General features: G+C 37.3%; 11 protein-coding genes. All 11 read left to right on the top strand.

The window, feature by feature from the left end; translation table 11 throughout:
- The first annotated feature begins 19 nt into the window (after positions 1 to 19).
- The 11 genes from CVS95_RS00560 (at position 20) to CVS95_RS00510 (ending at position 11,487) form a co-directional block, all read left to right on the top strand.
- A complete protein-coding gene (locus CVS95_RS00560) occupies positions 20 to 1,126 on the top strand; it encodes an MlaE family ABC transporter permease (RefSeq protein WP_107695197.1) in 1,107 nt (368 codons plus the stop codon).
- Positions 1,123 to 1,863: an ABC transporter ATP-binding protein gene (locus CVS95_RS00555; protein WP_107695196.1), complete on the top strand. Its 741-nt coding sequence runs from the start codon at positions 1,123 to 1,125 to the stop codon at positions 1,861 to 1,863. The genes CVS95_RS00560 and CVS95_RS00555 overlap by 4 nt, the downstream gene beginning before the upstream one ends.
- On the top strand, positions 1,864 to 2,796 hold the full coding sequence (locus tag CVS95_RS00550) for an MlaD family protein (protein WP_107695195.1): 933 nt from the start codon (positions 1,864 to 1,866) through the stop codon (positions 2,794 to 2,796).
- Entirely contained in the window at positions 2,793 to 3,353 is a 561-nt protein-coding gene (locus CVS95_RS00545; protein ID WP_021090524.1) for an ABC-type transport auxiliary lipoprotein family protein, read from the top strand. The genes CVS95_RS00550 and CVS95_RS00545 overlap by 4 nt, the downstream gene beginning before the upstream one ends.
- 92 nt (positions 3,354 to 3,445) lie before the next feature.
- The gene (locus CVS95_RS00540; protein ID WP_107695194.1) at positions 3,446 to 4,864 is read left to right on the top strand and encodes a COG3400 family protein; all 1,419 of its coding nucleotides are present in this window, start codon (positions 3,446 to 3,448) and stop codon (positions 4,862 to 4,864) included.
- A gap of 2 nt (positions 4,865 to 4,866) precedes the next feature.
- The gene (gene aroB, locus CVS95_RS00535) at positions 4,867 to 5,904 is read left to right on the top strand and encodes a 3-dehydroquinate synthase (RefSeq protein WP_107695193.1); all 1,038 of its coding nucleotides are present in this window, start codon (positions 4,867 to 4,869) and stop codon (positions 5,902 to 5,904) included.
- Complete coding sequence (locus CVS95_RS00530; protein ID WP_107695192.1) at positions 5,901 to 7,490, top strand: mechanosensitive ion channel domain-containing protein; 1,590 nt, start codon at positions 5,901 to 5,903, stop codon at positions 7,488 to 7,490. Before aroB ends, CVS95_RS00530 begins: the two co-directional genes overlap by 4 nt.
- Entirely contained in the window at positions 7,490 to 8,728 is a 1,239-nt protein-coding gene (gene mtaB / locus CVS95_RS00525) for a tRNA (N(6)-L-threonylcarbamoyladenosine(37)-C(2))-methylthiotransferase MtaB (protein ID WP_107695191.1), read from the top strand. The genes CVS95_RS00530 and mtaB overlap by 1 nt, the downstream gene beginning before the upstream one ends.
- Positions 8,715 to 10,367 carry an ATP-dependent metallopeptidase FtsH/Yme1/Tma family protein gene (locus CVS95_RS00520; protein WP_107695916.1) on the top strand — a complete coding sequence of 551 codons (1,653 nt, stop codon included), beginning with the start codon at positions 8,715 to 8,717 and terminating at the stop codon, positions 10,365 to 10,367. The genes mtaB and CVS95_RS00520 overlap by 14 nt, the downstream gene beginning before the upstream one ends.
- Positions 10,368 to 10,377: 10 nt before the next feature.
- Positions 10,378 to 10,917 carry a molybdopterin adenylyltransferase gene (gene mog, locus CVS95_RS00515; protein ID WP_107695190.1) on the top strand — a complete coding sequence of 180 codons (540 nt, stop codon included), beginning with the start codon at positions 10,378 to 10,380 and terminating at the stop codon, positions 10,915 to 10,917.
- Complete coding sequence (locus CVS95_RS00510; protein WP_107695189.1) at positions 10,918 to 11,487, top strand: nitrogen fixation protein NifR; 570 nt, start codon at positions 10,918 to 10,920, stop codon at positions 11,485 to 11,487.
- The last annotated feature ends 29 nt before the right edge of the window (positions 11,488 to 11,516 follow it).

Here is an 11,516-nt window from a genome sequence, read left to right as displayed (position 1 = left end):
TTTAAGGCAAAGGAACTTTTTGCAAAATAAAAATGATATCATTTTTGTAGTCGCAAATAGCGCTCAGACTATAAAATTTATAGGTGAGTTTAGCTATAAAGACGCAAAAAATTTACAAAGCATTTTTAAAAAAATCCAAAAACTTAACGGCAATATTAAATTTGATTTTAGTGAGCTAAAAAGCATTGATTACGCTGTTTTGATACTTTTAAGAAATGCACTAAATGGTAAGAAATTTGAGATCATTACAAATGATGAAAAGATAAAGGCAATGGGCGATCTTTTAAATGATGAAAAGATTGATTTTAACTATATGCCGCCGCACAATAGTCTAAATTTCTTCTCACGACTCGGTGAAAAAATTTGTGAAGGTTTTGTGAATTTAGCTGAGTTTGGCACGTTCTTGGGCGAATTTTTAATAAAAAGCGTAAAAATTTTATTTAATCCAGCCAGTCTTAGATTTAGGGAATTTAGTAACTATATAAAAGATGGCGGCGTAAATGCCGTTTTTATCGTATCCCTCACTGCTTTTTTGATAGGTGTTGTGCTTGCCTATCTTGGCAGTGCGATGCTTGCAAGCTTTGGGGCAAGTATATTTATAGTAGAGATCATGGGTATGCTAACGCTTAGAGAGGTGGCCCCACTCATCGCTGCTATCGTCATCGCGGGTAGATCAGCCTCTAGTTTTACTGCTCAAATTGGCGCTATGAAGCTAACTGAGGAGATAGACGCGATGAAGACAATGGGCTTTGAGCCATTTAACTTCTTGGTCTTGCCACGCATCATCGCCATGGTGCTTTGTGTGCCTGTCATTATCTTTATAGCTGACGCGATAAGCATCTTAGGACAGATGATCATTTGCCAAACGATACTTGATATCAGCTTTAGCGACTATTTAAATAGATTTCGCGAGATGGTTGAGCTTAGGCACTTTGCTGTTGGTATGATAAAGGCTCCATTTTTTGGCGCGGTGATAGCGATCATTGGGTGTATGAGGGGATTTGGTGTGAGCCAAAACGCCCAAAGCCTTGGAGCAATGACAACAGTTAGCGTTGTAAATGCGATATTTTGGGTTATCGCGCTTGATGCGTTTTTCGCGATAATTTTTATGTGGCTAAAGATATGAACGAGATAATAGTTGGAAAAAACATAACGACAAGTTATGGCGATAAGATAATGCACGATAATGTGAGCTGGAGCATCAAAGAGGCTGAAATTTATGGCTTTTTAGGTGGTAGTGGCGCTGGCAAAACGACGCTTATGAAGACGATGATATATCTAAAAAAGCCAAGCGAGGGCGATATATTTTTTGATGGCGTCAATATGTGGAAAAGTAGTCAAGATGAGCAGCAAGAGATAAAGTTAAAAAGTGGAACGATGTTTCAGTTTGGCGCACTTTATAGCTCGATGACGATACTTGATAACGTGGGTGTTTTGCTTCATGAGTACTCTAAATTTAACAAGCGCCAGATCGATGAGATCGCGATGTTTTGGATACAAAAGGTGGGGCTAAAAAAAGAGGTCTCGATGCTCTATCCAAGCGAGCTAAGTGGCGGTATGAAAAAGCGTGCTGCGCTAGCAAGAGCTTTGGTGCTAAGTCCAAGGGTGCTATTTTTAGATGAGCCAAATAGTGGCCTTGATCCTGTTAGCTCACGTCAGATGGATGCACTCATAAAAGAGCTTCGTGATAGTATCGGCGTGACCGTTGTCATGGTAACGCACGATGCTGATAGTATTTTTGATATTTTGGATAGATTTTTGATAATAGATAACAAAAAAATAGCCTTTGAGGGAAATATAAAAGAGCTTGAATATCTTAAAAACAATCCACTTGAAGAGCTATTTAAAATGAGGAAAAAATAGATGGAAAATAGAAATTCTTATACTATTGTCGGCATGTTTTTTATGGCTTGCCTTACAGCATTTGCGATATTTATCTGGTGGATGACTAGTAAAAATAATACAAAGGTTGATTTTAAAGAGTACTACATCCACACAACCGAGCTACCAAGTGGATTAAAGGTTGATTCAACAGTTAAATTTATCGGTGTGCCAGCAGGAAGTGTTAGCGATATAAATTTTGTCGATGATAAAAACGCTCTCATAAACATCACTATGAAGATAAGAGAGGATCTGCCGATAAAGGCTGATAGTGTAGCAAGTATCGAAGTTCAAGCTATTAGCGGTGTGGCTAGTATAAATATAAGCCGTGGCACGAAAGACTTTGCATCAGGTCAAAAGCCTATCTTACAGCTTGAAGAGAGCCTCTTTTCAAAGCTTGGAAACAACGCTGAAAACATTACTTTAAAGATAAATCAAACACTTGATAAAGTCGATAACTTTTTCTCGCCTGAAAATATTGCTCACGTAGAGTCAGTCCTTAAAAATATCGATAAATTTACACAAGTTTTAACAGACGAAGAGGGATTAAGCGAGGTTGATAGTATCGTTAAAAATGTGAAAAATTTTACAGATACTTTAAACAAAACCGATACAAAAGAACTGGTTAAAAATTTAAATAGACTAATTTCAAATGCGAACCAAGTCTTTGTGTCGGCAAATTCGGCTATCACCGGATATAATTCGCTGCAAGATCTCATCACTAAAAAGGCTAAAGATGGTGAATACGACCTTAGAAATACAGTTGGGCCGTTATTAAGAGAAGCGAGTGATTTTTTAAATGGATTTGATAAGACGCTTCGCGAATTTAGAGGCGCGCTTCAAAGGCTTGAAGACAATCCTTACGAGTTTTTCTTCACAAATCCAGTGCCAAATGACAAAGGAGATAAAAAATGAGAAATTTAATCTTTCTAACGGCTACGCTTTTATTTCTTGGCTGCTCGCTAAAGACAGATGTGCCAGTTGCAACGATGTATGAAATTCACTATTCAAATAAGGCTTGCTCAGCTGAAAATAAGCAAAAAGAGCTAAAGAATGTCTTCATCGAAAATGTAAGCGCTCTTGATATGGTCGATACTAGAAAAATTTTGATCGTAGCTGAAAATAATAAAATTAGATATCTAAGCGACGCTAAATTTGTATCTGAACCAAGCGAAATGGTCTATAAGTCACTTGTAAAAGGGCTTTATTCAAACTGTGCTGCTAAGCCGATATTTTCGCCAAATGCAAAGGATCTTAGACTAAAAGTTAGCATTATCTCTCTTCAGATAAGAGGCGACAAAGCCGAAGTCTCGCTAGCTTATGAGCTGTTTAATGCAAACACTTCGCTAAAATCTGGCATGATCACAAAAGAAATTTTTTGTCCAGATCCAAGCTCAAGTACTATTTTTGATACGATAAATAAGGCTACAAATTTAGCAATCGATACGCTAATCTCTGAAATAATCTCTTAAATTTTCTTGGCTGTAAATTTTAAATTTATAGCCAAAATAGCTTATTTTAAAGACCTTTTGTTATAATGTGAGCTTTAAAATACGGAGAATTGATGAAGAAAATTTTAATAATCGCAGATGGAACTTTCGCAAGAAATTTTTTAAACAGACTGCTTGAAACAAAATCAAATTTGCATCACTATATCGTTGTTTCAAGTGAGGATTACAGCCAAAAATCAAATTATGAAAATTTTACATTTTACCAGTTTGACCCAACTAGTCTCTCAAAGCTAAAAAGCGTGAGCGATGGCTATTTTAGTCAGTTTTGTATAGTTTGTGATGATAAAAATGAGGCGATTGCTGTTTATGAAAATTTAAGACAGATCAGCACAAAGACCGAGACTGTTTTTATGAGCTCATGGGAGCTTGATGAAAAATGTAAAGAAATATTTGCAAGCGATAAACACTTAAGCGTGGTTGATATCAGAGATATTGCAGCATCAAGGCTTATGGACTATTTACCAGATCTGCCGGTTTTAGCTGATAATATCGGGCTTAGTGAGGGCGAGATCATGGAAGTTAAGGTGCCAATAGGTAGCTCTTATATGTATCGTCACATTAGCTCAGTAGCTCAAAAAAAATGGCGAATAGCCCTCATATATCGAGGCAGCGAGATCATCTTGCCAAAGCCAAATGTAATGATACAGCCAAGCGATATATTACTAATCGTTGGTGATCCAAATGTGCTTCAAAATGTTTACCGCTCGATCAAGCGTGAAAGTGGGCAGTTTCCAAGTCCATTTGGTAGCAACATCTATGTGCTGATCGATATGATCTCAATGGACAAAGAGCGTGTTAACAAGCTTATAAAGGATAGCTTGTATTTGCATTCAAAGCTAAATAATAAACGCCTTTTTTTTAGAGTGATAAATCCAACTTTAGGTGAAAATTTAGATACTTTAAAAGCGATAAAAGAGAAAAATATCATTGTTTTGATGGATTATTTTAATAGTGATAACAAATCTATAAAATATGATGTTTTAAAGCACGATATTGGTCTAATCTTAAGCGATGATAAGTACTTTTTTAAATTTAAAAAGCTATTTTATGAGCTAAAACTTCCAGTGCTAAAAACAGGCAAAATTTTGCTTTCAAATATAAAAGAGGGCGTGATACTTGGCGATCAAAGTCAAGAAGTGGAGAATCAATCAGCCGTGATAACAGACTGCTGTGCACAGCTTGATTTGGAGATGAAATTTTACTATTTTGATAATAAGCATAGCGATGATGAAGCGTTAAGAGAGCATTTTGAGAGCATTAGTGCGCTATTTTCTAAACGTATAAAGATAGAAAATCACAATCTAAAAAATCCACTTGTAAAACTAAAAAATACAAAAGATTTGCTTCATTTTGTAATGTTTACTAAAAGCGTGGCAAATGGTGGGGCATTTGCCTTTTTATCGACAAATTTAAATAGGCTTTATAAAAAACTAAGCCAAAATGCACAGCTTTTTGTGCCAGTAAGTGAGTAAAAATGCAGACAAATTTAAATCTTAAAGAAAAAGCATCAAGCTATAAAATTTATATAAATGAGCTTGAAAGACTAGAGCTAAAAGGCAAGGTTGGCATCGTTACAAACGCCAAAGTAGCGGGGCTTCATCTTGAAAAGCTACTTAGTATTTTGAAGTGTGATGAGAAATTTATCATAAGTGTGCCTGACGGCGAAGAGTATAAAAACCTTGAAACGGTAGAGCAAATTTTAGAGCAGCTTTTTGTTAGTAAATTTGATCGCTCATCTACGCTAATCGCCTTTGGTGGTGGTGTCATAAGCGATATGACTGGCTTTGCGGCGAGCATTTATGAAAGAGGAATAAATTTCATAAATATCCCAACCACGCTTCTAGCGCAAGTCGATGCAAGTGTTGGCGGAAAAACGGGTGTGAATAATAAATTTGGTAAAAATTTAATAGGCTCTTTTTATCAGCCAAAGGCAGTTTTTTGCGAGATAAATTTCTTAAAGACGTTGCCAAAGAGAGAATTTGCAGCTGGCGTGGCTGAGGCTTTAAAAATGGCGATAACTTTTGATAAAGAGATGTTTGATTGGCTAAAGAGCATAAATTTAGATGATGAAAACTTAGCTAAGCTGGTTGAAAAGTCGGTAATTTTAAAAGCAAAAGTGGTTGAACAAGATGAGAAAGAAAAAGGGCTAAGAGCCATCCTAAACTACGGACATACCTTTGCTCACGTTATAGAAAATGAGACAAATTACAAAGAATTTTTGCACGGCGAAGCGGTGGCGATAGGTATGAATATGGCAAATCGCCTAAGCGTAAAACTAGGTCTCATGAGCGAGGTGAATGCCGAAGAGATCAGGCAGGTTTTGGTAAAATTTGGCCTTCCAGTAAACTACAAAATAGAAAATGAATATGCATTTTACGAGGCATTTTTTATGGATAAAAAGACAAAAGATGATAAGATAAATTTCATCATTGCAGATAAAATCGGCAGTGCGATTATCAAAAATGACGTCAAAAAAGAAGACGTTTTAAAAATTTTAAGAGAATTTAAATGAAAAAGATCATAGCTTTACTACTTTTTTGCTTTGCCCTTTATGCTGAAGAAAACGTTACGCTTGAGCAAAATGGCTCGCAAAATTTACAAAATAATGAGCTTATAAAAGATATTTCAAATCTAGATAACTCCCTAAAAAACAATATCTGGATCACAAGATATGCTAACTATAACACTTATCAAAGGCTTATTGATGAGCTTGAAAAAAATGAAAATGAACTAAAGAAACTGGACAAAAGCTCAAGAAGAGGCAGCGATATCATAAAGAGAATCCAAACTCTAAAAGAGCAGATAAATTTACTAAAAGAGTATGAAAAAACGCCATTTTCAAATATGCTAGCAGCTCCTGAAATGGATACTCCACCAAGGATAACAAGTCCTGTTGCACTTATATCTGGCTTTTCGTATATCAAAAAGATAAAGAGTGATAAGATCGAGTATCAAAGGCATATAAAAGAGCTCGATACGCTTTTAGAAAAGCTTGAAACAAAAGAAAATTTACTAAATAGACTAAATTTGATCGAAGAAAATGAGCAAAATAGGGAAAGCCTAAACTTGGTAAAACAAGAAATAGGCGACTTTAAAGCGGCAAAACAGATCGCTGATACAACTTATAATGTCTATGAAAAAAGAGCTGATGAGGCTATAAATTTAACCACCTCTGATATAAAAGCTCAGTTTTTAAGTATGGGCTATACAGCTATCATCATCCTTTTGACGATCGGGCTAACATTCATCGCTAAATTTATCGTTAAAAGAACAATTACTGACAATGAGAGATTTTACACGGTCAATAAATTTTTAAACGTTTTAAATATCACCGTTATCATTATAATCCTACTCTTTTCATACATCGAAAACGTCACATATCTAGTAACCGTGCTAGGTTTTGCTTCAGCTGGTATCGCCATTGCGATGAAAGATATGTTTATGAGTATGCTTGGCTGGATGGTTATTATGTTTGGTGGCTCTATACATGTTGGTGATAGGATCAGAGTACTTCATGATGGTAGTGAATTTGTAGGCGATGTGATTGATATCTCTTTGCTTAGGCTGACCGTTTTTGAGGATGTTAGCTACTCGACTTATAAGACGAATCGTCGTGCAGGTAGAATTATCTTTGTGCCAAATAACTATATCTTTACCGACCTCATCGCAAACTATGCTCATTATGGCATGAAGACCGTTTGGGATGGTATAGATATCGTTATAAGCTTTGATAGCAATCATAAAAAAGCTGTGTATCTAGCAAGAAATGTCGTTAAAAAATACTCAAAAGGCTACACTGATATCGCAAAACGCCAGATGAATAAACTAAGAAGTCAATACAGCATCAAAAATCCAAATGTAGAGCCAAGAATTTATACATTTTTTGAGCCTTATGGTATAAATGTCTCATGCTGGTATATGGCAAATTCTTATGCGACTTTGGCTCTTAGAAGTACTATTAGCGCTGAGATTATAGAAGCATTTTTAGCTCAAGATGATATAAAGATCGCTTATCCAACACAAACTATGTTTATAGGCAAAAAAGAAAATCCAAGCGATCACACCGCTCACAGCGAGCAAGAGAGTGAAAATTCTTAATGCAAAAGATATTTTTTAAAACATTTGGATGTCGCACAAATATCTATGATACTGAGCTTTTAAAAAGCTACATCAAAGACTACGAGATCACAAATGATGAAGAGAGCGCTGATATTGTGGTCATAAACTCGTGCACTGTTACAAATTCTGCTGATAGTGGTGTCAGAAACTACATAAACGGCGTAAAAAGGCGCGGGGCAAAGGTGGTGCTGACTGGGTGTGGTGCGGTTAGTAAAGGTAAAGAGCTATTTAATAGCGGTATATTTGGTGTGCTTGGAGCTAGTAAAAAGAGCGATCTAAATGAGCTTTTAAAGCAAGAAAAACCATTTTTTGAGCTTGGGAATTTAAACTCAGTCGATAAAAATATAGTTACAAATTACGAAAATCACACAAAGGCTTTTATAAAAATTCAAGAAGGCTGCAACTTTAGCTGCAGCTACTGCATCATCCCTTCGGTTCGTGGCAAGGCTAGAAGTATGGATGAGTCCATGATATTAAAAGAGGCAAGAATTTTAGCTCAAAACGGCTATAATGAGCTAGTACTGACTGGCACAAATATAGGCAGTTACGGTAAAGATACAAATAGCTCTCTTGGTAAGCTTTTGGCAAACTTGGGTAAAATTTCTGGCATAAGACGTATTCGGCTCGGAAGTATTGAGCCAAGTCAAATAGATGAGAGCTTTAGAGAAATTTTAAAAGAAGAGTGGCTAGAGCGTCATCTACATATCGCACTTCAGCACACAAGCCAAGCGATGCTAAAGATCATGCGAAGACGCAATGACGCATTTAGTGATCTGGAGCTTTTTAATGAGCTAAGCTCTCTTGGCTTTGCGCTTGGCACGGACTACATCGTGGGTCATCCAGGCGAGAGTGAGGAAATTTGGGCAGAGGCGGTGGAAAATTTTAAAAAATTTCCTATCACACATCTACATGCTTTTGTCTATTCGCCAAGGCGTGATACGCACTCAGCTACGCTAAAAAGCGATGTTAGCGGCGATGTGGCAAAAAGTAGGCTAAAAATTTTACAAGGCATAGCTTTGCAAAATAATGAAAATTTTAGAAAAAAGCATAACGGAGCTTTGAAAATTTTAGTCGAGCAAAAAAATGGTGAGTTTTACGAGGGTTTTGATCAGTTTTACAACAAAGCTAAAATTTTAAGCCAAAAAGATATAACAAAAGAGTGGGTGGAGGTAAGCGAATATGAAGTTAAGCCAGATGCCAATTATGCAAAAATTTAAATTTAATAAGAAAAATATCCTAATAATCGCAGCTGTCGCATTAATCAGCGTGCTGCTATTTGCCGTTAGCAAAGAGCCACGAAATATCACATATTCGCAATATATGCAGCTAATGGATGGAAATTTTATAGACCGCGCTGTAATCGATGACGATGAAGTCGTGCTTTATGCGCAAAACAATCGTTTTTCAATCATAAAAGAGGGCATCGATCTAAAAGAGCTTATTAAAAAAGTGCCTGTTGAAAAGACTAAGCAATATATCACTCCTGGCATGATCTGGGGATTTATCATCTTTGTCTGCTTTGTGCTTTGGTATGCTTATATCTTTAGAAGTATTAGGAAAAAAGAGGAGAGCTTGCTTAGCAAAAAAGAGGGTGCATTTGAGATAGAAAGCGTGCTAAATCAAAACACTATGCCAGTCATCTCAAATGTGAGATTTAGCGATGTGGCAGGCATTAGTGAGGTTAAAAGCGAGCTTAGCGAGATAGTTGATTTTCTAAAAAATCCACAAAAATATAGAAATTTTGGTATCAAAATGCCAAAAGGCGTGCTAATGATCGGCCCTCCAGGCGTTGGTAAGACGCTTGTAGCAAAGGCAGTTGCTGGCGAGGCAAATGTGCCATTTTTTTATCAAAACGGTGCAAGCTTTGTGCAAATTTATGTCGGCATGGGCGCAAAGAGAGTACGAGAGCTTTTTAGTAGAGCCAAGTCCTATGCGCCCTCAATCATCTTTATCGACGAGATAGACGCCGTTGGCAAGAGCAGGGGTGGGACTAGAAACGACGAGCGAGAAGCTACGCTAAATCAGTTGCTAACTGAGATGGATGGTTTTGAAGATAACTCAGGCGTCATCGTCATAGCTGCTACAAATAGGATTGAGATGATCGATGAGGCGCTACTTAGATCAGGGCGTTTTGATAGGAGAATTTTTCTTTCTATGCCTGATTTTAACGACAGAGTGGCGATCTTAAACACATATCTAAAAGATAAAAACTGCGAAGTGGCCGCTGAGGATATCGCCAAAATGAGCGTTGGCTTTTCAGGTGCAGCACTTAGTACGCTTGTAAATGAAGCTGCGATAAATGCCCTAAGAAACGGTGAGAGCGTGCTTAAGATAAGGGATTTTGAGGCTGTTTTAAACAAGGTCTTGCTCGGCAAGAAAAAGGTGCTAAGCTATAGCGAAAATGAGAAGAAAATTCAAGCTATCTATCAAGGAGCAAAGGCACTAAGTGCTTATTGGTTTGATGTGAAATTTGAAAAAATTTCTCTTATAGAAGATAGGTTTATGGCTACAGAGCAAGAGATCGAGTCAAAGTCACAGATGCTCTCTCGCGTCAAAGTGCTCATTGCTGGTATGTGCAAGCTTGAGATAGATGAAAATGATATCTTTTCAAACTCAAGCAGTGACCTAAATTTAGCCAAAGAGATCGCTTCAAAGATGGTTTATGAATATGGCATGGGAAGCTCTTTTGTGCCAAATCCAAACGATGTAGAAGAAATTTTAAAGCAAGCAAAAGAGGAGATCACATCCTTTTTAAAAGGCACAAATGAGCAAATCGCAAAGATAAGCTCATATCTGCTAGCATACGAGAGCGTAGATAAAGAGACGCTGGCAAAAATTTTAAACGAAAACTATTAAAGGAGAAAAAGTGAAAGCAAAAATAGGCATACTAACACTCTCAGACCGCGCAAGCGAGGGCACATACGAGGACAAGTCGGGTCCTGCGATCAAAGAGGTTCTTGATAGCTGGATCGTGAGTGAGCGAGAGTACTTTTACGAGGTTATACCAGATGAGTTTGAGCTGATAAAAGAGAGACTAGTTCACATGGTAGACGTGCTTGGCTGCGACCTTGTGCTAACTACCGGTGGTACAGGACCGGCGGTGAGAGACGTTACGCCAGAGGCTACTGAGGCGGTTTGCGAGAAGATGATGCCAGGCTTTGGCGAGCTAATGAGAGCTGCGAGCTTAAAATATGTCCCAACAGCGATCCTATCACGCCAAACAGCAGGCATTAGAGGCCACGCGCTTATCATAAATTTACCAGGTCAGCCAAAGGCGATAAAAGAGTGCTTGGAGCCGGTATTTCCAGCGGTGCCATACTGTATTGATCTTATAGAGGGTGCATTTATCGAGACTGATGAAAACGTGATGAAAGTTTTCCGCCCAAAACAAAAGAAAATCTCGTAAATGAGTTTGACAGATAGCCTAAATTTAAAAGCCACTGCCTTTGCAAATAGGTGGCGACTTGTTATTAAAATTTGGCTTGTTTTTTCTTTTTTATCCTATGCGCTGGCCTACTATCTTGGGTTAGAGGTTTTTGGCTTTATCTCTGCCATTTCTATCTTTGGCTGTGTTTGCCTGCTAGCCTTTAGCTCACTTCTTTGGTTTATCGCTAGCCTTGTATTTTTGCAACCCTTGGTATTTTTACTACTTGAAAAATTTGATGAAAGCATTACTGTTTATGCTTTAGCCTGCGCAATTTGGCTGCTTGGATGGATCACTTTGTCGCTTGTGGTCGATGATAAATTTGCAAGACTGGGAAATGACATCTTGCTAAAGGTCTCTCGCATAGTTCTTGTTGGCGACTTTGCCTTGCTATATTTTTTAAACTACAACAACAACCTTGACATAGAGACTTTAATAAAGTCAAATTTGACAAAGTCGCTGCTTTTAGTGCTAAATTCCTATATGCTGCCATCGCTTGTGACGCTACTTATATTTGATATAAAAACATATATCGCTAGCAAAAATGAGTAAAATTTTACGTATTATTTTATGTAATTTAT

It is taken from the genome of Campylobacter concisus (assembly GCF_003048905.1).
In the GTDB taxonomy this organism is placed as follows: domain Bacteria; phylum Campylobacterota; class Campylobacteria; order Campylobacterales; family Campylobacteraceae; genus Campylobacter_A; species Campylobacter_A concisus_V.
The sequence above is the reverse complement of the archived record's forward strand: the minus strand, read 5'-3'. Positions and strand labels throughout refer to the sequence as shown.

Bases quoted from the DNA above. Each gene is read 5' to 3' on its own strand.
- CVS95_RS00520 (WP_107695916.1), top strand. From the start codon at position 8,715: ATGCAAAAATTTAAATTTAATAAGAAAAATATCCTAATAATCGCAGCT.
- CVS95_RS00555 (WP_107695196.1), top strand. From the start codon at position 1,123: ATGAACGAGATAATAGTTGGAAAAAACATAACGACAAGTTATGGCGAT.
- CVS95_RS00540 (WP_107695194.1), top strand. From the start codon at position 3,446: ATGAAGAAAATTTTAATAATCGCAGATGGAACTTTCGCAAGAAATTTT.
- CVS95_RS00530 (WP_107695192.1), top strand. From the start codon at position 5,901: ATGAAAAAGATCATAGCTTTACTACTTTTTTGCTTTGCCCTTTATGCT.
- CVS95_RS00550 (WP_107695195.1), top strand. From the start codon at position 1,864: ATGGAAAATAGAAATTCTTATACTATTGTCGGCATGTTTTTTATGGCT.
- aroB (WP_107695193.1), top strand. From the start codon at position 4,867: ATGCAGACAAATTTAAATCTTAAAGAAAAAGCATCAAGCTATAAAATT.
- CVS95_RS00545 (WP_021090524.1), top strand. From the start codon at position 2,793: ATGAGAAATTTAATCTTTCTAACGGCTACGCTTTTATTTCTTGGCTGC.
- mtaB (WP_107695191.1), top strand. From the start codon at position 7,490: ATGCAAAAGATATTTTTTAAAACATTTGGATGTCGCACAAATATCTAT.
- CVS95_RS00510 (WP_107695189.1), top strand. From the start codon at position 10,918: ATGAGTTTGACAGATAGCCTAAATTTAAAAGCCACTGCCTTTGCAAAT.